We start from the raw sequence: 20,540 nt of genomic DNA on the forward strand, positions 1-20,540 counted from the left end.
CTGCCACTTTTTTGTCTCTTGACCTGGAAACCGCTGCTCAAAATTAGCCTGAGTTCCCTGTTGATATGGTTTGCGGCATGTCAGGGGTATGTCAGGGGTATGTCAGGGACAGACCACGTTTTTAGCTAAAATCATGATCGATTTGAAGAAGCCTCCGTCGGTCTCATAGAAAACATAGCCTGCCCCCGCCCCCCTCTTCAGTCTACTTTAGCTCAACAAAATTCAAGTCAGTGTCGCGACATTTGGACGCTTTCAAAAAGCCTACAAATTTATCCAAAAGAATTTGCACATTGATATCGAATTTGGACGGCACCAGATCGAGCACATCCTCCAACTCACAACAATCCATTATCAAATCACCAACCTCGGAAGGAACACCTTTCTCTTTCAAAATTCTCGAACTTCTTGGCGAAAAAAGAAGCCGCTCAGCCTCTTCTAATGTCATTGCACCGCGCTGAACAGACACTAACAAGCCTATCGATAAAGCAGACAAAAACCTAGCAGACTCTTCGCCTTCAAAAACCTCTAACACCAAAGACATATCTTTCATCTAGTTATTGCTCCAGCCCGACTTGGTTTTTACGTTGAAAACCTTACCACTTTCACTTTGAAAATAATGTACAGACACTCTAGATCCATTTGCGTCGTAGCCATCCTTGTAAATCTTTGTCCATTTTCCAGGTTCAACTTGCCGCAGGTCAGCTAGCGCGTCGGTGTTCTTCACGGCGTTCTTTGTCGTTCCACCGTTTTTTTCCCTAAAACCTTCCGGATACAGAGGAGCCTTCTTTATCGATTCATAGACATTTTTTATTCCAGAACCATTACCACTTCCTGAGACAACCCCAACCTTAACCCCGGTTGTACCACCCTTACCCTCAGCCGTCGACGAGAACAGCCCCCGATCCGGACTCAATCCATCCGCCGCAAGCTCCGTCAGAAAGGCAGCCCCATCGCCTTTATCGGTACGCGTCTTCTCGATGATGCCGGTATTGATGGCCCGCTCGTTACTTCGAGTAATTTCCCAAAGCGCTGCCGAACGATCAAGCCCGGCGCTCCTGCCGTCATGCAGCATCTTCTCATTAGCCGGAATCTCATCCACCAACTGCTTCGTCACTTGCAAACAGCTCGCCGGGTTATTCCGGCAGTACTGTCCGAACTCTTTGTTCCGAGCCGTATCGAGGTTGTTGTAATGGTCCCTGACAGCTTGGCAATCCGCTGGGGAGACGCACGTATTGAGCTTCTGTTCTCTTTCGACCAGTTCGGCATGGAACAGATAGTTGAATTCCGTCGCTTTCTTGGCGATCGTCGAACCTGTATTCAGATCGCCATCGACCGCAGCCGCTGCCAGAAGCCCCGTCAGTTGCGACAGCATCAGTTGCAGATCTTTGTTTTCACCCTCCACCTTGGCCATGCCGGGAATCAGCGCTTCATTCAAACCGGCGGCAACCGCACCGGTCTTGAAGTCGCTGCCTGTCAGCTCAGCCAGCAGGCCACCCATGATCGCGTGGGCAACAATTTTCTGTGGGCCGCCATCGGGGAACTTGATGGTATCGCCCACCCAGTTGAAGCCGGTCGCCATCGCCACATTGCCGGCCTCTCCCAGCAGGGCAGCATTGAAGTTGCTGCCAAAGCTGCCACCACCGATCGCGGTGGAGATACTGCTGGAGATCACTGCTTGCCCGGTTGTGCGGATTGCAGTGTCAGTCGCGGTGTTCCAACGGAAGATATCCTTGGAGGAGTTACTCGCGCTCGATGCCGAACCTGCCGACCCCGCCGAACCCGTCGACGGCTCGACGCCTTGAGTGGTCGTGCTGGAGCTGTCGGTACTACTAAACCATTCTTGGTCCGCGTATGCGGATGCATAGGCAGTAAAACCGGCAATCGCCGCACTCTTCAAGCTATCGGCGCTGACTGTTTCCTTCAGCGCGAGTCCCAGGTTGCCTTTGTTCTCAATGGTGCTGGTGACCGCCGTGGTGCTCAGGCTGGTGGCGACCGCAAGATTGGTGCCCGACAGTCCGAAACCTGCCGGCCCCATGATGAACGACATCAAAATCGCGATGGCAATCTTGGCCCCGGCTCCCAGACCGGAGTTGTCATACTTGAAGCTGTCGTGGATTTCCTTCACCTGGCGCCAGTCAATGTCGCCCCGGGCCTGGGCCTCTTTCATCCAGGCCAGGTCCGGTTCAGCCTTCACCATTGCATCGATGGTTTGGCTGACGCTCTGCTGATCCACTTGTTTGACATCGATGCGCAGCCCATCGACGGCCTTGATCACCAACTTTCCTTGGGCAACCAGAGCGCTCTGGCGCAAGGTTTCGTCAGTCCGCCCCTCGCCTTTCATCTTGTACCAGGCCAAGTCGCTTTTGCTCTTGGTATGGCTCTCGTCGTGGAAGTCCTTGACCCCTTCGAAGGTGATGCGCCCGCCGCTGTCGATGATCAGATCGTTGCCGCTTTGCAGCTTCGCCACTTGGTAGGTCTGATCGCCACCGCTGACCAACATCAGGTCGCCCCCGGTGTTGATCTCGCTTCCGATATGGGTGAGTTGCGTCACCTCATCGCGCCGTGCGGCTTTACTGCCCCAGCTCCCCTTCTTCTTCATGTCATACAGCGAGTAATCACGATTCTGCTCAGCCAACAGACTCAGCTGCTTACCCGCCACCAGATACGCCTCGTTACCCGCCGCAATCTTGCTCGCGACCATCAACAGATCATTGCGCGCAGCAACCCTTACATCCCCCCCGGCATCGAGGGTGGTGGCCTGCTGCGAGACATGGTCTTCTTCCTTGTTGATCTTCTTGCCGCTGCGCTTGTAGCGGTATTCGCTGGAATTCTCGTTCGCCGCCGAGATCATGGCGACATCCTTACCGCTCAGGTTGATATCGCCTTTGGCTTGGAGATGGCTGGCGACTACGGTGAGGTTGTTGCCGGCGGTGACGTTCAGGTTGCCGCCCGCCTTGACTTCACTGGCGTGCTGGACGGTCTGGCTCTGCTCCCAGAAGTGGCGTTTGTCCTGGCGCATCGAGCCGCTTTCTTCGCGAGCTGCGGAGATGACAACGTCTTTGCCCGCACTCAGGTCCGCGTTGTTGCCCGCGGTGATCGCGCCGCCCACGTTGAGCAGATCGCCCGCTGCACGCATGGTGAGGTTGTTGCCGGCCTCGATGCGCGCGGCGTTGTCGACAACGGAGGTTTTCGAACTGAAGCCCTTGCCGCTGTTCTCGAGGGTGGTGATGGTCCGGTCGTTGCGGATGTCGCCGGTCAAGGTCGAGAGCTCGACGTCCTTGCCTTTGAGGATGCCGCCTTGCATGTTGACCAGGTCTTTGCCCGCGACCAACTTGAGCCGCTCGCCAGCCTCGGCCAGGCGCGTGTTGATCAGGTTGTTCCCGGCCGCCGCCGAGAGGTTCTCGCTGGCACGCAGCGTCCCGGCGTTCTTCAGGTCGGTACCCGCGATCAGGGTGAGGTTCTTGCCCTGGATCAACGCGCCATCGGCCATCAGCCGGTTGTTGGCCTGTGCCAGGTAAAGCACCGGCACCAGGACATGTTGACCATTGACGACCTGGCCTTCCATCCAGACGATGTCGTGGGTCAGCGCGGCGACTTGTTGCGAAGTCAGGGTCACGCCAACGGCCAGGTTCAGTTGTTCCTTGCTGGCGATGGCATTATTCATCAGGTACTTGAACATGCCCTCGTCGGAGGTCTGACCATCGAGAAAGCGTTGGCCGGTGCGGGCGATCACGGCTTGCTGGATCAGGCGTTGTTCGTACAAACCATCGCCCAGGCGCTTCCAGCTGGTATCGGGGTCATAACCCAGGTTGCCCAGCAGGTAGTCCGAGCTCATGAACTTCCTGAGGTCGGTCAGCGCGGGGTTGGTTTCAATCAGGTATTTGGGGCCGGTGATGACCCGGCTGGCGTCCGAACCCTGGACAGTGGCCCGGCTCTGGTCGTGGCTGTCTTGCGCGGCGGCAGCGCTGTCGACGACACGGAACAAACCATTCTCGCCAGTCGGCAAGGTGAACCCGGGCATGGTGGTCGGGTTGACCTGTTGTTGGGCCAGATCCGGCGGCAACTGCGGGTTGAGCACCACGACCGCTGGCTGTGCGGCGTTGGCCACATCGGTGGCAGCTGACTTCGCTGCACCCGCCAGCGGTGCCTGGAACTGCACGATGCTGCTGTTCTCCAGCCGCTGCGTAGCCTGGATGCTGATGTTGCCGCCCGATTGAACCACCGCCGGTGCCAGCGACTCCCCCGGTGTCACAGTGGTGATGTCACTCACCTGATGGAAGTTGTTGAGCGCATCGACGGGCACTTGTTTCGGATTGGCCTGGGCGTTGTAGGGGACGATGATCCTGGCGCGGAAACGCTCGTCGGTGCCATCGGTGACCCGGCCGGTGTTCCAGGTCCGCGTTCTGACGCTAGTGCCGGAAGCAGCGCCAACGTTGGCGAAGTTGTCTGCGGTAATCAGCAGGTCGGCGGCCGAGGCCATCACGCTGTATTGGTTGGTCACCGCAGAGCCATCAACGGTCAGTTTCGCCCCACTCATCAGGGTGGCACTGGCCGAGTCTTCAAGCACGGCGCTTTGGTAGGTCTCCTGGGCTATATAGTCGACGTTGTGGTAGTCACCACCGCAGTCATAGCATTTGACACTGATGGAGCCCGATACCATCTCATCGGTGGTGGAGAAAATGTCCTTGCGATTGATCAGGGTGTCGCTGCGCAGCGACATGTCCTTTGCCGACTCAAGGGTGCCGGAGATGTTCTCCAGCAACACGCTGCGAGCGACGCCATCTCGAGCCGCGACAGTCAGTGCCCCCAGGCTGTAGACGTCCGCACGATAGTTGGTGAAGCGATTGAAACGCAGGGCCATGTCCGCGCCGCTGAAGATCAGGCCGCGATCGTTGCGGGCCTCGTTGGCAACCAGTTCGACAGTGTCGGCGCCACCCAGCGTGCCCGTATTGACCAGGCTCGTGGCGGCCAGGGAGAACTTGCCGCCGCCGGTGATCCGTCCGGCATTGCTCAGTGCGCCGAGACTGGTGACGGTGGTGGTGCCACCGCCAGCCAGGCGCGAGCCGCTGGAAAGGTCGAGGCTGGCGACGCTCAGATCGAATTGATCGACACTGTTGAGGCGGCTGTTTTCGGTACCGACATAAGCGCCGGTCAGCTTCAGATCCAAATCAACGTCGCTGCTGATGGTGCCCGCGTTGTTCCAGGTGCCGCCCGTGGCCAGCAGGCTTTGCACCGCGATCAACTTGCCGCTGCTGGTCTGATTGAGCTGGCCCACCTTCAGGTTCAGGACATTGGCTTGGATATCCGAGCTGTTGTCCCAACGCGCCGCGTCGACGGTCAAGGTGCCTGAGGTCATCAGGCTGCCGCCGATGTTGCTGAACCTGGCGAGGTCCACGCCTAACGTGCCGGTGCCCACATGACGAACATTGCCGTCAGCATTCTTGAAGCCTGCCATCTGCAAGGACAGGTCCTGGGTAGCCGCTTCAATGACGCCGCCCTGGTTGTCCAGCAATTGGTCAACCGTTAGCGTCGCGGTCCCCAGCTTGCCCACCGAGCGCAACTTGCCGCCCTGGTTATCAACTGACGCAGCACGGATCAGCAGGCCATTGGAGCCTTCCACCAGACCGCGCTGGTTGTTCAGAGCTCCGGTCAAACCGAAATCAATGGCGTTTGCCGCTGCGCGTCCGTCGCTGTTGTCCAGATTCCGAGCGCGTACAGTCAAGGCCTGTTTGGCGAGCACTGCACCGTTGCGGTTCTCAAGCGTGGCGGTGGTGATATCAACGTCATCGGACAAAGCCGAAACCTGCCCGCCATTGTTGAGCAGCGCTTGTTTCGCATCGAGATCGACGGACTGTGCCTGGATCAACCCAGCTGCGTCGGCCGAGGTGAGCGACTCGCCGTTATCCAACACTGTGTCCAGCGTGGCTTTCAGCCAACCACCGACACTGGCAAGGACACCGCCACGGTTATCGAGACTGCTCGCCTCGATATCCACGTTCCCGGCCTGGGTAATGGCGCTGCCATCCTGGTTGAGGAAATCCCCAGTGATATCGACCTTCAGGTCACCCTGGCTGAGCAGGCTGCCTTTGGTGTTATCGAGACCACCGCCGCTGATCGTCAGCCCCTGCTCAGTGCTGATGATCGCCTCACCGTTATTGAGCAGTTGCTGGTAAGCGGTCAGGCTCATCGCCTTGACCGAGGCGATATAACCATTGTCACTGTTGTTGATGTGGTCTGCGGTCAGGGTCAGTTTCCCTTGGCTGACCAACTTGCCGTCCTTCTGGTTGAAGCTTTTCAGCGTGGCAACGAGATCACCCTGGCTGGTGATTTGTCCTGCGCTATTTTCAACGCTACCGCCCCCAAGGGTCAGTGCGGCATCGGAGGCAATCTTGCCGCCGCGGTTATCCAGGGTTTTCGCTTGGAGCTTCAGGAGGTCGTTGCTGCTGATGACGCCTGCGCTGTTCTTCAGCGCCCCGGCGACCAGGGTCTGCGCGCCGTCGCTGGCGATGATCCCTTTATCACGGTTATCCAACGCGCCAGTGGCCTGTGCCTGAATGCCGCCTTGGCTGACCAGCGTGCCGGCGCGGTTGTCGATGTCCTTACTGTTCAGCGTCAGGCTCTTGCCAGCGGAAAAAGTGCCGCCGCGATTGTCGAGGGTCTGCGTGGTCGTGGCTTTCAGGTCGCGACTGGCGATGACGCTCTGCCCGCGGTTGTCGATATTCGCCGCGGTCAGCACGACATCGCCAATCTGGTTGCGGGTGTTATCGACGTTGACGCCCGCTTCGATGATGCCGAGGTTGTTGAGCTGGCCGTCGGTGGTCAGCGTGACCTTCTCGCGCGCCGCGATGGCGCGCTGGTTGTTGAGAGCGCCCTTGGTCGTCGCCTGAACATGGCTGCCGGCATAGATCGTCCCTTGGGCGTCCAGGCTTTGAGCCTTGATATCGACGGCGCCTGCTGCCGTGGTCTGCGCCAGGCTCAGATGACCGTTGGCGTCGAGTTGGATGTCGCTACCACTGGCAACCATCTTGCCATCCAGCTTCACGCCAACCCCGGCCTCGGTGCCCACCAGTTTGATCGCACCGGCGTACATGCCGCCCAGGGCCGAGGAGTCGATGGCCAGCTCCGGTTTGACGCTGCCGTCATCCGCCCGGGCGGTGGCGTTCAGGGTATTGGCATTGACGTCATTGCGCCCGGCCACGATGGTCAGGTTCTTGGCCTGGATCTCGGCGTTGATCTTGGCGCTGCGGGTGATGATTTCGAAGCGGTCGACGTTGTTGGCGTTCAGGCCCGCGCCTTCAATGGCAACGCTGCCTTTGTCCACCTGATAGCGGCCCACCTGGCCGTTTTCGATGATCGGCTTGCCGGTGGTCAGGGTCGCCTTGGGCGTGTTGATGAAACCGCAGCCATTGCAGCTGATGCCATAGGGGTTGGCGACGATGACATGGGCCGACTGCCCCGCCACTTCGGTGTAGCCGCGCAGCTGGCTGGGGTTGCCGCCGTTGACTTCGTTGAGGATGACTTTCGCGGCCGTGCCCTTGAGGTTCGGGTTGCCGAGGATGATCCCGCCCAGTTGCGTGGCCTGGGCGGGGTTGGTGGCGTTGTTGAGGATCACGCCGTTGCTGCCGACGTTGTAGTCCTTGAACTGGTTGTGAGACAAGCCGCTGCCATTGGGCTTGGCGATGTTGACCACCGGCACGCCATTGCCGGCCTGGCCGAGGCTGGTGCCCGGCGCACTGACCACGATGCCGCCCGCCTGGGCCCACATCGGCTGCCAGAACATGACGTTGGCCAGTAGGAACGCCAGGCCGCGCTTGGGCATGCCCCAGAAGGCGTCGCGTTTTTTCAGGGCAGCAGAAGGCTGGCGGGCCAGGAAGGCGTATTGGCGGTCATCCATGATCAGGTCTCGTTGCAGCAAAAATTAGATGGATACATCCAAGCGGAAGTAGATCGGCGCTTCACGCTCGGTCAGGGCATCCGGGCGTTCCAGGGAGTGTGCGAAGGTGACGCTGGCGCTCAGGTGCTCACCGCGGGCGAACAGCTCCAGCGAGTTGCTCGACATGCGCCCGTGCTCGCTACCGTTGTAGCGATCGCCGCGAATCACGCCTTGGTCATAACCGAGGCTGGTGCCGTATTCGGCGAATACCGGGCGCAGCCATTCCAGGGTCACCGGGCGGCTCCAGCGCAGGTCGTTGCGCCAGTAGCCGCCGCTGTCGCCGGACAATGTCTGGTCCTTGTAGCCACGAATCGACGACAGGCCGCCCAGGCTCATGCGCTGTGGGCTGAACAGCACGTCTTCGCTGCGCTGGCCAGTCATCAGGCTGCTGAAACTGAAGGATTCGCCGCCGAGCATGAAGGGCTGCAAATAGCTGAGGGTCGCGGTGTATTTGCGGTAGCGCGCATCCGGCACTCCAGGGCCCGGCTCGTGATCGCCCTGGGCATCGAGGGCGCCGATACCTTGTTGCAGGCCCAGGTCGAGGTTGACGAAGGCATTGCCCACTCGCCGGCCATGGTTGATGCCGAACTGCGCCTCGCTGATGCGATTGCTGCTCTCGGCGAGCTTGCTGTCTTCGATGAAGTTGTTGGTGCGCAGGTACGCAAGGCCAGTGTTGAGGGAGGTCTTGCTCAGCGCGTCGCGATGGATCACCCGTTCCAGGCGCACCTGATGGTTCTGGCTGTCGCCGCTCTGTTTGAAATTGAAACCGTTGGCCTGGCCCAGTGCCCGATACTCGCTCTGGCTGTAGGTGTAGCTCAGGTTCCACCAGCCAAACGGCAGGTTGTAATAAAGCATGCCATTGCGCGAGGTTTTCTGGTGATCGCTGACGGCATCGTGACCGCCGCGCAAGGCCAGTTGGTCAGCCAGGCCCAGGGGGCTGTCCCAGTCCAGGGAGGCGCCCCATTGCTGCTCGCCGGTGCTTTTCTGCCCATCGTTATGCCGTGACAGGCCGGCGCGCCAAGGTTTTTGCGGGGTGTTATCGACCCGCACTTCGCTGCCGCCGATGTTCTGCCCCGGGGTCAGTTCCATTTGTGCTCGGTTGGACGGCAAACGGTTCAGTTGATCGACCATCTGCTCGATCTCCCGCAAGTTGACCAAGTCGCCGGTCTTGCCGGGAAACGCCATCGCCAACTCGCGATCCGACAGTTTGCTGTTCTCGGCACCTTTGAGGCCTTCCAGGCGACCCTCGACCACCAGCACTTGCAGGTGACCGCTGGACAGGTCCTGTTGCGGCAAGTAGGCGCGACTGGTGACCAGGCCTTTGTCGAGATAATGGTCGGTAATGACTTTGAGCAGCTCGTTCAGCTGCGGCACGCCCAGGCATTGGCCGATGTAGGGCTTGAGCAGGCGTTCGCGCTCCGCATCGGACAACGCATCGGCGCCCTTGAGTTCGATGGTCTTGATCGGGAAGCAACGGGTATCGGCAGGTGCGGTGGGCTGGGCCGGCTTCGCCTCCTTGCCGGGCAGGTCCTTGAGTTCTTCAAGACGTCGACGCTGTTCTTCGAGCAGACGGTCCTGGCGCTCACGGATCAGGTCCGTGTCGCCGGGGGTTGGCGCGGCGACAGCAATGTTCATCGCCAGAAAACACAGCGACGCAACAACTAGCCTCGTCCCTAAGGCAAATACGGACATGTTCGTTCCCTCGATACAGAAATGACAGCAGGCGTGCATAGCACTGCGCGCACACCAGACCCTGCATATCGCCATCGGTTCAAGGGGGAGGAAATTTTCTACGCAAAAAAGAGACGCGTCTCACAGACAGCGTCGACAATCACAGCGAAAAAACACATCTGTAAGGCCCGAGCCGGCCAGTAACGCAGTTCACTAAGGCAGTCGGAAATCCGTGGCGAGGGCGCTTGCTCCCGCTGGGCTCCGATAAAAGACTATCCCTATCGACCGCTAATACTGCGCCTATTAGCTATCTGGCAAAGGGGAACTAGCCTGAATTCAGGCTGGTGCAATCCGGCCCATGAAACCTGACAAAAAGATACGAAGCGTTCAGAACCGTACTGGGCTTGCCGTGGGCCACCGTACTGGCAACCCGACCGCCGTCGCGCGTTGCCGTGTGGCCACACACGATCAGTTGAGCGAACTGTGAGCCCTGCGCCCTGTGTCATTTATTTCGCCTGTCGCTATTCAAAGCCCCGCCGGGCTGGATAGCTGGATGAATACGACCAAAGGTAGCTTCTCATGGCAAATGAATCGAAATGCCCGTTCAATCACGCCGCTGGCGGTGGCACGACGAACCGCGACTGGTGGCCGAACCAACTGAATCTGAAGATCCTGCACCAGCACGCCTCGCTGTCCGACCCCATGGGCGAGGATTTCAACTATGCCCAAGCGTTCAAGCGCCTGGACTTCCAGGCCTTGAAGCAAGACCTGAATGCACTGATGACCGACTCGCAAGACTGGTGGCCGGCGGACTTTGGTCATTACGGGCCGCTGTTTGTCCGCATGGCCTGGCACAGTGCAGGCACCTATCGCACCGGCGACGGGCGCGGTGGCGCGGGTTCCGGCCAGCAGCGGTTTGCGCCGCTCAACAGCTGGCCCGACAACGTCAGCCTCGACAAGGCACGTCGGCTGCTGTGGCCGATCAAGCAGAAGTATGGTCGCAATATCTCCTGGGCCGACCTGATCGTCCTCACCGGCAACGTCGCGCTGGAATCCATGGGCTTCAAGACCTTCGGTTTTTCCGGTGGCCGCGCCGATGTCTGGGAGCCGGATGAGGACGTCTACTGGGGTTCGGAAAACAAATGGCTGGGGGGCGATGTTCGCTACGGCAAGCCCGACAAAGCCGCCATGCAAGACCCCGGCGAAGGCCAATTGGTGGCCGAACCTGGCAATGAAGAAAGTCGCACTGACGATGGACGCAACCTGGAGAACCCGCTGGCCGCCGTGCAGATGGGGCTGATCTACGTCAACCCGGAAGGTCCCGAGGGCCAGCCGGACCCGGTCGCCGCCGGGCTGGACATCCGCGAAACCTTCGCCCGCATGGCGATGAACGATGAAGAAACCGTGGCATTGATTGCTGGCGGCCACGCCTTCGGCAAGACCCACGGCGCAGGCCCTGCGGACAATGTCGGCGCCGAGCCCGAAGCCGCTGGCCTGGAGCAGCAAGGCCTGGGCTGGAAGAGCACCTTCGGCACCGGCAAGGGGCCCGACACCATCACCAGTGGCCTGGAGGTCACCTGGACCACCACACCCACCCGCTGGAGCAACAACTACCTGGAGAATCTGTTCGGCTTCGAATGGGAACTGACCAAGAGCCCGGCAGGCGCGCATCAATGGACGCCGAAAAACGGCGCAGGCGCGGGCATCATCCCCGATGCCCATGACCCGGCCAAACGGCGTAACCCCACGATGCTGACCACCGACCTGGCGCTGCGCTTCGACCCGATCTACGAAAAGATCTCGCGGCGCTTCCTGGAGAACCCGGAGCAGTTGTCCGACGCTTTCGCGCGCGCCTGGTTCAAGCTGATCCATCGCGACATGGGCCCGCTCTCGCGCTACCTCGGCCCGGAACTGCCCAGCGAAGAACTGCTGTGGCAAGACCCTATCCCGGCGGTCGACCATCCGCAGGTGAACGACAGCGACATCGCCGCCCTCAAAGGCCAGCTACTGGCCTCGGGCCTCACGGTTTCACAGCTCGTGTCTACCGCATGGGCCGCGGCTTCCACCTTCCGTGGTTCCGACAAACGCGGCGGCGCCAACGGTGGCCGCCTGCGCCTGGCCCCGCAGAAAGATTGGCCGGCCAACCAGCCCGAGCAACTGACTCAAGTGCTGGCGACCTTGGAAAAGCTCCGGGATGAGTTCAACGCCGCCCAAGCCGACGGCAAGAAAATTTCCCTGGCGGATCTGATCGTGCTGGCCGGCAGCGCCGGTATTGAACAAGCCGCGAAAAATGCCGGGCTCAGCGTGACGGTACCGTTCGCGCCGGGACGCATGGACGCGAGCCAGGCGCAGACGGACGTCGAGTCGTTCGGTTTTCTTGAACCCATCGCCGACGGCTTTCGCAACTACCTCAAGGGCCGGTACCGCGTGTCTGCCGAGGCGTTGCTGATCGACAAGGCCCAACTGCTGACCCTCAGCGCCCCGCAAATGACAGCATTGATCGGCGGTCTGCGGGTGCTGGACACCAACGTCGGCCACACCGCGCACGGTGTCTTTACCCAACGGCCCGGGACGTTGACCAACGATTTTTTCGTCAACCTGCTCGACATGGGCGTGGAGTGGAAACCGCTTTCCGACACCCAGGAAACCTTCGAGGCCCGCGACCGCAAGACCGGCCAGGTCAAATGGACCGGCACCCGTGTCGACCTGGTCTTCGGCTCCAACGCCCAGCTACGGGCCGTGGCCGAAGTCTATGCCAGCCCGGATGCGCAGCAGCAGTTCGTCAAGGACTTCATCGCGGCGTGGGTCAAGGTGATGAACCTGGATCGATTTGATCTCAGGTGAATAGCGTCCTCGGGCACGAGGTCTGGCAGGAGGCGAGCTCATGAACTTTTCTTCACCCCACGCCCCCGCGTGATTGGGTACAGTCGCCTCGCTCATTCAAGAAACTAAGGTTTTAGCCCGCTCTCCCAGCGGGCTTTTTTTTGCCTGGCATTCAGGCCGACGAACGTGCGTTGCCCGACGCAGGCAAGACCGCCGCCGTCGCTCGCTGTGGTTGCAGCACAGGCTGCTCCAAGGCCACGCGCCCATAAAACAGCAGCGCCATCAGCCAACAACTCAACCAGACGAATATCCCCGCCCAGAACGTGTGGGACATGTAATGCCAGCCCTGCAGGACCCGCGTCGTGCCGTAGACAAACCCCAGGGCCAGTGCCCCGTGCATCAAGGCTTTCGAATGACGCCAGCGGTAGCGGCGGGCGACAAAATACAGCGCCAGCATCGTGAAGCCGCCGGACGCATGACCGCCGGGCCAGCAGCGACCGTCACCGGCGACTTTCAGCAGGTCGAAATTCTGGAACCATTCCCTGTGCTCGATCTTGCCGGCGTATTGGGTGGTTTCCACTGGGCAGTACACGCTGGTGTGGCCCTTGAGGTAATGGATCACCCCGGTGCTGAGGGAAAAGGCGAACACCACATAGAGAAAATCGCGTCGATGTTTGTGGGCAAAACGCAACGGCGCGGCCAACCGGGCTTTCTCCAACAGACGAAGTAAGCCCGGGCGCTTATGCGGCTTGAAAATCGGCCAGGCAAACGATAACAGCGCCCCGATAATCGCCGCCTCGCCGGTCCAGTTAGGGATGATCCTGGCCCACTTATGGGTGATTTTCTCGAACAGCCGCACGTGCTCCAACGGGAAGACCTGGTGCAGCGGGTCGTAGAATAAGTCGCTGAAGGCGATGTCGATGCGAGTCATGTCGAACAGCAAGAACACCACCATGGCGCAGACCAGGGGAATTCCAAGATTGAGTCCGTAGAAACGGGCGCGAGCAGACGTCAGCATGGGCGGTCCTAATCGTGGGAAAAATTACTGAAACGCCACCGAGCGCCAGTCAGAGGCTTCGATAAAACCGAGCAACTGCGGCGCTTGTGGCTGGGTGGTGGAGACGAACAGCGAAGCGCCGTAGCCAAACGTCGAGGTGGGCCGCTGGAGCGTGGTTTCCAATGCCTGCATGCATTCGCTGTGGGTGACCAGGATCAGGTTGCGCCCGGCCACCTTGTGGGCCAGGGCGTTACGCAGCAGATCATGCCGGCAATTGATCAGCCAATCATCGCCAGCACTCACCTTGTTGAACATGTAGCTCGCCGTCTGGGCCGCACGCACCAGAGGACTGTTGTAGAGGTCGGCGTTGTCCAGGCCCAGTCGCTCGAACCGCGCCCCCAGGCCCACCGCAACGGCACGGGCCCGGTCAGTGATGCCTTCACGATCGTTCAGGCACGCGGCCTTGGAGTGATCGCAGCGCTCGACATGGCGCACCAGCACGATCATCTCGCCCTTGGCCCAGCCATCGGCCAAGGCCCGGGCGCCGGCAATGTTGCCGTGGGCCAGGTCCGGTATCGCCGCCGGGCTGAACAGCCAGAAAGTCAACGGGATGACCAGCAGCGCCGAAGCCAGCACGACCACAGCGTTTCGGTAACGGGCAAAGCGGCGCGTATTGATCGAGCGCCTCAGGCCGAAAAGGCTCAGTCTCAGTTCCACATCAAGCCGCCCCAACGGCATCCACCCAGTCATTCGTTGGCGCGACAGTAGAGAGGCCGACGTAGGCAGGCAGTGAAACAGATGTGAAAAAAAGCTTCAGATCCAGGCCCCATCGCCGATACAGCCCTGTTACATGCTCTTGCTGGCTCTTAACAACAACAATCTTCCAGCGTACCGACGATCAAGCAACGCAACGTTCCTGGAGGAATTTGATGAACAGCTGGTTTGGCAACATTAGCGTCAACATGAAATTGGGCCTGGGCTTCGGCCTGGTACTGGTACTGACCTGCCTGCTGGCCCTGACCAGTTGGACCAGCCTGGGCGGTCTGATCGACCGTAGCAACTGGATGAGCGACATCACCCAGCTCAACGCCGGCCTGACCAAGCTTCGGGTCACGCGCCTGCAATACATGCTGACCAACGGCGACGAGACCGCCGCCCAAAACGTGCAGACCACCCTCGATGGTTTCGTGGCGCAACAGAATGCCCTGCTCAGCAGTTTCAAGAGCCCGGAAAACGTCAAGCTGCTCAAGGAGCAGAGCGCAGTCATCAGCGCCTACCAGGTGTCCCTGAACAAAATGCGCAGCGCCTACCGTACCGGCAACACCGCCCGCGATGTCATGGGCACGAACGCCGAGATCGCCTACAAGCTGATCGAAACCCTGGATTCGGACGTGCGCAACATGGCCCTCGGCGACGAGCGTTTCGCCCAGTTCCAGGCCATCACCCAGGCCAAGCAAGACTTCATGCTGGCCCGCTATGAAGTGCGCGGCTACACCGCCAACAGCAACGCCGATACCGAACGCAAGGCCGTCACCCAGCTGGACGCTGCCATCGCTTCGCTCAAGCCGCTGAACGAGCATTTCTCCAGCACCCGCCAGGATGAACTGCGCCAACTGGAAAAAGCCCTCACCCAATACCGCAGCGCCGTGCAGGCCTTCAAGCTGGCCACCGCCGACGCGGTACAGGCCCGCAAGGAAATGACCGAACAGGGCGCGTCAATCGTGACGTTGAGCGAGCAGCTGTACCAGATCCAACTCGACCGCCGCGACGCCGAAAGCGCCCAGGCCCGCACCCTGCAACTGGTCAGCACCCTGTTGGCGTTGCTGGTCGGCGTCATTGCAGCCGTGATCATCACTCGCCAGATCACCGGCCCGCTGCGCGATACCTTGGCCGTGGTCGAACGCATTGCCGGCGGCGACCTGTCGCAGAACGTCATCGTCACCCGCCGTGATGAACTGGGCGTGCTGCAACAAGGCATCGCGCGCATGGGCGTGACCCTGCGCGACCTGATCAGCGGCATCCGCGATGGCGTGACCCAGATCGCCAGCGCCGCCGAAGAACTGTCCGCCGTGACCGAGCAGACCAGCGCCGGGGTCAACAGCCAGAAAGTCGAGACCGATCAGGTCGCCACCGCCATGCACGAAATGACCGCCACGGTTCAGGAAGTCGCGCGCAACGCCGAAGAGGCCTCCCAGGCCGCGGCCGCCGCCGACGGCGAAGCCCGTGCCGGCGATCAGGTGGTCAGCGAAGCCATCGCCCAGATCGAGCGCCTGGCCAGCGAAGTGGTGCGTTCCACCGACGCCATGACCGTGTTGCAACAGGAAAGCGACAAGATCGGCAGCGTCATGGACGTGATCAAGGCCGTGGCCGAGCAGACCAACCTGCTGGCCCTCAACGCGGCCATCGAAGCAGCCCGCGCCGGTGAAGCCGGGCGTGGTTTCGCCGTGGTGGCCGACGAAGTCCGTGGCCTGGCCCAGCGCACGCAGAAATCCACCGAGGAAATCGAAGGCCTGGTGGCCGGCCTGCAGAACGGCACCCAACAAGTGGCCGCCGTGATGAACAACAGCCGCAGCCTCACCGACAGCAGCGTGGCCCTGACCCGCAAGGCCGGCGCGTCACTGGAAAACATCACCCGCACGGTGTCGAACATCCAGTCGATGAACCAGCAGATCGCCGCGGCCGCCGAGCAGCAAAGCGCCGTCGCCGAGGAGATCAGCCGCAGCATCATCAACGTGCGCGACGTGTCCGAACAGACCGCCGCCGCCAGCGAAGAAACCGCCGCGTCAAGTGTTGAGCTGGCGCGGTTGGGTAATCAGTTGCAGATGATGGTCAGCCACTTCCGCGTCTAACCCCCGCCCCATGGTGGGAGCGCCAAGCGGCTCAGACATTAATCGCATTGGTAAACACCAACCGATTCCCGAACGGGTCACTGATCGCCATGTCCTGGCTACCCCAGGGCATGGCCTGGATCTGGGGGTGGGCGTAGCGGTATTGCTTGGCCAGCAATTGCTGCTGGAACGCTTCCAATTCATCGGTCTCGATCCGCAACGCCGAGCCCGGTGTGCAATCGCCATGGTGTTCGGACAGGTGCAAGACGCAGTCGCCGCGGGAGACTTGCAGGTACAACGGGAAATCGTCGCCAAAACGATGTTGCCAGTCGACGGTAAAGCCCAGGAAGTCGACATAAAACGCCAACGCCTTGGCTTCATCGAAGATCCGCAGGATCGGGGTGGTTTTACCGAAGCTCATGGGTTGCTCCCTGGCTAAAAAGACCCAGTTTAGCTGGGTTGAACTTAGTGCTTCGGCCTTGGGGCGCGCTTCTTTAGTGTCGTAGTGCCATTATTGTGGCGTCAATTAACCCAATTCCAGCTGCTGACACGCCGTCAAATACGCTCCGATGAACCGAATCCGCTGCGCAGATCGCCTTCGCGCGCCAGGAACCGACCTTCCCTGCGTCCATTCGCCTGGCCCTCGCCATAACTCAGGACACCGTTGACCCACACCCCGTCGATGCCTTCGGCGGCCTGTTGCGGCACGTTGAAATCAGCAACGTCGCGAATGGTTTGGGGATTGAACAACACCAGGTCCGCCCAATGGCCTTCACGAATTTCACCCCGGTGCTTGAGGCCAAAGCGCGCCGCTGAAAGGCCGGTCATTTTGTGCACGGCGGTGTGTAACGGAAAAAGCCCGACGTCACGACTGAAATGCCCCAGTACCCGTGGGAAAGCGCCCCACAAGCGCGGATGGGGGAACGGGTCTTCGGGCAAACCGTCGGAGCCGACCATGGACAACGGATGGGCGAGGATCCGTCGTACGTCGCCTTCATCCATGCCGTAGTACACCGCGCCGGCCGGCTGCAGGCGCCGGGCCGCCTCCAGCAACGACACGTCCCAATCGTTGGCGATGTCGGCCAGGTCGCGACCGCCCATGTGCGGATGCGCTGTCGACCAGGTGATGGTGATGCGATGGGCATCGGTCACCTGCTTGAGATCCAGGGTCGAGGAGCTGGCCGCATAGGGATAGCAATCACAGCCGACCGGGTGGGTTTTCGCCGCGTTTTCCAGCGCTGCGAGCACCTGCGGACTGCGTCCCCAATTACCGGCGCCCGCGCATTTGAGGTGGGAAATGATCACCGGGCTTTGGGCGTGTCGGCCAATCTGGAAGGCCTCGTCCATGGCGTCGAGCACCGGTTCGAATTCGCTGCGCAAGTGGGTGGTGTAGACCGCGCCGAACGCGCTCAACTCTTCGCTCAGTTGCATGACTTCGTCGGTGGACGCCGAAAACGCGTTGGCGTAGGCCAGGCCGGTGGACAAACCCAGCGCTCCGGCCTCCAGACTTTCGCGCAACTGCCGACGCATGGCGGCGATTTCTCCCACCGAGGCGGTGCGCAACAAATCGTCCATGTGATTGCTGCGCAGCGCCGTGTGCCCGACCAACGCAGCCACGTTGACCGCCGGTGTGGCGGCCTCTACTGCCTTGCGATAATCGGTAAAGCGCGGGTAGGCGAACGCCTGGGCCGTGCCGAGCAGGTTCATCGGGTCCGGCGGATCGCCCCGCAGGCTCACGGGTGAAGCGCTGATGCCGCAATTGCCGACGATGACCGTGGTCACGCCCTGGCTGAGCTTGGGCAGCATCTGCGGTTGGCGAATGACCACCGTGTCGTCGTGGGTGTGCACATCGATGAAGCCTGGCGCGAGCACGCGGCCGGCGGCGTCGATGTCGTCCACCGCGCGGGCATCGCGCAAGTCGCCGATGCGTTCGATGCGACCGGCGCGAATAGCGACGTCGGCGCGGTAGCCGGGCGTGTCGCTGCCATCGATGACCAGCGCATTGCGGATAAGCGTGTCGTACAGCATGTCAGTCTCCCAGCGGCAAGTGATCGTCGCCGCCGCGGTAATCGTCCAGGGCGAGTTTGACCCGCCGCAGGCGCTCTTGATTGTCTTCGGGGTGGGCCAGCGCCAGCTCGGTGGCGAGCACGTCGATGGCCAGCAGCATGCCGTAGCGTGCCGCCGTGGGTTTGTAGATGAACGAGGTTTCGGCGCCTTGCAGGGGCAGTACGCAGTCGGCCAATTGGGCCAGTGGCGAGTCGGCGCGGGTGATGGCCAGGATCGCTGCGCCGTAGCTGCGGGCCAGTTCCACCGCGCTCAACAGCTCCGGCGTGATACCGGTCAGTGAACAGGCGATGAGCAGATGTTGGTCGCTCAACGAGGTGGCGGTGATGCGCATCATCACCGGGTCGCGACAGGCGGCAATCGGGTAGCCGAACCGCACCAGCCGTACCTGCAACTCCTCACCGCATAACGCCGACCAGCCACCGAGGCCGAACGCATGGATCATCCGCGCCTTGCCGATCATCCGCACCGCATCGGCGAACCGCGACTCTTCGAACGCCGACAAATGCTGGCGCAGGGTCGCTTCGATATCGCCGACAATCTGTCCATAAAACGCCGATTGCTCCGGCGCGCCTGCCGGGTCGAGGAAACGGCTGCCGACACCGCTGGCCTGGGCCAGTTGCAGGCGCAGGTCCCGCAGGTCGCGGCACCCAACGGTACGGGCGAAGCGCGACAGCGTGGCACTGCTGACTTCCGCCCGTTGGGCCAGTTCATCGAGGCTGGCAGAGGCGGCGAAGCCTACGTCGTCGAGCATCAGCCGGGCGATTCTGCCTTCGCCGGCGCTGAAGGAATCCTGGCGGGAGCGGATCTGGTAGAGGATGTCCATGGCGGCTCCTGTTGGGGCGCGTTGTGCTCAAAGCAAGCGTGAAAGCCCGAGGGTCAACGCGAACGCGATGACGGAGATCAGCGTTTCGAGCACGGTCCAGGTCTTGAAGGTTTGCGTGACGGTCATATTGAAGTATTCCTTGATCAGCCAGAAGCCGCCGTCGTTGACGTGGGAAAAGATAACCGACCCGGCGCCGGTCGCCAGCACCAACAGTTCAGGATGGGGATAACCCAGGCCAATCGCCACGGGGGCGACGATGCCCGAGGCTGTGGTCATCGCTACGGTGGCCGACCCGGTGGCGACGCGCATCAGTGCGGCGAACAGCCAGCCCATGACCAGCGGTGACAGCTGGAATTCCTGGGCCAGGCCGACGATCTGTTGCGTAACCCCGGCGTCCACCAGGATCCGGTTCAAGCCGCCGCCGGCCCCCACCAGCAACGTGATGCTGGCGGTCGGTGCCAGGCATTCGTTGGTGAACTTGAGGATCGACTCACGGTTGAAGCCCTGGGCCAGGCCAAGGGTCCAGAAGCTGAGGATGGTCGCCAGCAACAGGGCAATCACCGAGTTGCCAATGAACAGCAGGAATTGATTGAAACCGCTGCCCGGCGTGGAGATCAGGTTGGCCCAGCCGCCGATCAGCATCAGGATCACCGGCAGCAGAATGGTCCCCAGGGTCACGCCGAAACCCGGCAGGTTGGCGCGTGGCTCACGGTCGAGGAATTGTCGCTCCAGCGGGTTTTCAGCCGGGAGCTGGATGCGCGGTACGATGAATTTGGCGTACAGCGGGCCGGCGATGATCGCGGTGGGAATGCCGATCAGGATCGCGTAAAGCAAGGTCTGCCCCACCGAAGCCTGGAACGCCTGCACCGCCAGCATCGCCGCCGGATGCGGCGGCACCAGCGCATGCACCACCGACAGCCCGGCGACCATCGGCAGCCCCACCATCAGGATCGACACGCCCACACGCCGGGCGATGGTGAAGGCGATGGGCACCAGCAGCACGAAACCGACTTCGAAGAACAGCGGCAGCCCGACCAGGAAGGCAATGCACACCATCGCCCAGTGGGCGTTGCGCTCGCCGAAGCGTTCGATCAACGTCTGCGCCATGCGCTCGGCGCCGCCGGACTCGGCCATCATCTTGCCGAGCATCGTGCCCAAGGCCACCACCAGCGCAATGTGCCCCAGCGTCTTGCCGACACCCGCCTCGTACGCCCCCACCACACCCGAGGGCGGCATCCCGGCCAGCAGCGCCAGGCCAATGGACACCAGGGTAATCACAATGAACGGATTGAGCCGATAACGGGCGATCAGCACGATCAGCGCAATGATCGCGATGGCCGCGTAGACCAGTAGCCAATAACCGAAAGCAGGGGCCATGCGTTACTCCTCGAATGGGGT

11 protein-coding genes and 1 pseudogene are annotated in these 20,540 nt (G+C 61.2%); 3 read left to right on the forward strand and 9 right to left on the reverse strand.

What is annotated here, in order from left to right:
* Positions 1 to 202 precede the first annotated feature (202 nt).
* Genes LQ215_RS15830 through LQ215_RS15840 form a run of 3 tightly spaced genes read right to left on the reverse strand, consistent with a single transcriptional unit; the run spans position 203 to position 9,625 of the window.
* Positions 203 to 550, reverse strand: a complete 348-nt coding sequence (locus LQ215_RS15830; protein WP_230151237.1) for a DUF3969 family protein — start codon at positions 548 to 550, stop codon at positions 203 to 205.
* Positions 551 to 7,894: a two-partner secretion domain-containing protein gene (locus LQ215_RS15835; protein ID WP_230151238.1), complete on the reverse strand. Its 7,344-nt coding sequence runs from the start codon at positions 7,892 to 7,894 to the stop codon at positions 551 to 553. It abuts the gene before it with no gap.
* A 24-nt stretch (positions 7,895 to 7,918) separates the two neighbouring features.
* Positions 7,919 to 9,625 carry a ShlB/FhaC/HecB family hemolysin secretion/activation protein gene (locus LQ215_RS15840; RefSeq protein ID WP_290369127.1) on the reverse strand — a complete coding sequence of 569 codons (1,707 nt, stop codon included), beginning with the start codon at positions 9,623 to 9,625 and terminating at the stop codon, positions 7,919 to 7,921.
* Between the two features lie 558 nt (positions 9,626 to 10,183).
* Here LQ215_RS15840 and katG point away from each other — a divergent pair.
* Positions 10,184 to 12,448 carry a catalase/peroxidase HPI gene (gene katG / locus LQ215_RS15845; RefSeq protein ID WP_230151241.1) on the forward strand — a complete coding sequence of 755 codons (2,265 nt, stop codon included), beginning with the start codon at positions 10,184 to 10,186 and terminating at the stop codon, positions 12,446 to 12,448.
* A 151-nt stretch (positions 12,449 to 12,599) separates the two neighbouring features.
* Here katG and LQ215_RS15850 read toward each other — a convergent pair whose 3' ends face one another.
* Both LQ215_RS15850 and LQ215_RS15855 read right to left on the reverse strand, forming a co-directional pair.
* A complete protein-coding gene (locus LQ215_RS15850; protein ID WP_230151244.1) occupies positions 12,600 to 13,445 on the reverse strand; it encodes a phosphatase PAP2 family protein in 846 nt (281 codons plus the stop codon).
* Positions 13,446 to 13,469: 24 nt separating this feature from the next.
* Positions 13,470 to 14,141, reverse strand: a complete 672-nt coding sequence (locus LQ215_RS15855; protein WP_230151246.1) for a histidine phosphatase family protein — start codon at positions 14,139 to 14,141, stop codon at positions 13,470 to 13,472.
* A 347-nt stretch (positions 14,142 to 14,488) separates the two neighbouring features.
* On the opposite strand from LQ215_RS15855, the pseudogene LQ215_RS29785 reads away from it, so the two are divergent.
* Positions 14,489 to 15,367 (forward strand): annotated as a pseudogene (locus tag LQ215_RS29785) (methyl-accepting chemotaxis protein); the annotation flags it as partial.
* Between the two features lie 201 nt (positions 15,368 to 15,568).
* Positions 15,569 to 16,273, forward strand: a complete 705-nt coding sequence (locus LQ215_RS29790; protein WP_404943064.1) for a methyl-accepting chemotaxis protein — start codon at positions 15,569 to 15,571, stop codon at positions 16,271 to 16,273.
* Between the two features lie 31 nt (positions 16,274 to 16,304).
* On the opposite strand, the gene LQ215_RS15865 is transcribed toward LQ215_RS29790, so the two are convergent.
* The 4 genes from LQ215_RS15865 to LQ215_RS15880 form a co-directional block, all read right to left on the reverse strand.
* The gene (locus tag LQ215_RS15865) at positions 16,305 to 16,673 is read right to left on the reverse strand and encodes a glyoxalase superfamily protein (protein ID WP_003197565.1); all 369 of its coding nucleotides are present in this window, start codon (positions 16,671 to 16,673) and stop codon (positions 16,305 to 16,307) included.
* 134 nt (positions 16,674 to 16,807) lie between these two features.
* Positions 16,808 to 18,280 (reverse strand): N-acyl-D-amino-acid deacylase family protein, encoded by a 1,473-nt coding sequence (locus tag LQ215_RS15870; protein WP_230151250.1) that lies wholly within the window; start codon positions 18,278 to 18,280, stop codon positions 16,808 to 16,810.
* A gap of 1 nt (position 18,281) precedes the next feature.
* Positions 18,282 to 19,142, reverse strand: a complete 861-nt coding sequence (locus tag LQ215_RS15875) for a MurR/RpiR family transcriptional regulator (protein ID WP_230151252.1) — start codon at positions 19,140 to 19,142, stop codon at positions 18,282 to 18,284.
* A 27-nt stretch (positions 19,143 to 19,169) separates the two neighbouring features.
* Entirely contained in the window at positions 19,170 to 20,519 is a 1,350-nt protein-coding gene (locus tag LQ215_RS15880) for a GntT/GntP/DsdX family permease (RefSeq protein WP_230151253.1), read from the reverse strand.
* Between the last annotated feature and the right edge of the window lie 21 nt (positions 20,520 to 20,540).

Source organism: Pseudomonas brassicacearum, assembly GCF_918698105.1.
Classification (GTDB): Bacteria; Pseudomonadota; Gammaproteobacteria; order Pseudomonadales; family Pseudomonadaceae; genus Aquipseudomonas; species Aquipseudomonas brassicacearum_F.

Bases quoted from the DNA above. Each gene is read 5' to 3' on its own strand.
- LQ215_RS15840 (WP_290369127.1), bottom strand. From the start codon at position 9,625: ATGTCCGTATTTGCCTTAGGGACGAGGCTAGTTGTTGCGTCGCTGTGT.
- LQ215_RS29790 (WP_404943064.1), top strand. From the start codon at position 15,569: ATGACCGCCACGGTTCAGGAAGTCGCGCGCAACGCCGAAGAGGCCTCC.
- LQ215_RS15830 (WP_230151237.1), bottom strand. From the start codon at position 550: ATGAAAGATATGTCTTTGGTGTTAGAGGTTTTTGAAGGCGAAGAGTCT.
- LQ215_RS15870 (WP_230151250.1), bottom strand. From the start codon at position 18,280: ATGCTGTACGACACGCTTATCCGCAATGCGCTGGTCATCGATGGCAGC.
- LQ215_RS15875 (WP_230151252.1), bottom strand. From the start codon at position 19,142: ATGGACATCCTCTACCAGATCCGCTCCCGCCAGGATTCCTTCAGCGCC.
- LQ215_RS15880 (WP_230151253.1), bottom strand. From the start codon at position 20,519: ATGGCCCCTGCTTTCGGTTATTGGCTACTGGTCTACGCGGCCATCGCG.
- LQ215_RS15850 (WP_230151244.1), bottom strand. From the start codon at position 13,445: ATGCTGACGTCTGCTCGCGCCCGTTTCTACGGACTCAATCTTGGAATT.
- LQ215_RS15865 (WP_003197565.1), bottom strand. From the start codon at position 16,673: ATGAGCTTCGGTAAAACCACCCCGATCCTGCGGATCTTCGATGAAGCC.
- katG (WP_230151241.1), top strand. From the start codon at position 10,184: ATGGCAAATGAATCGAAATGCCCGTTCAATCACGCCGCTGGCGGTGGC.
- LQ215_RS15835 (WP_230151238.1), bottom strand. From the start codon at position 7,894: ATGGATGACCGCCAATACGCCTTCCTGGCCCGCCAGCCTTCTGCTGCC.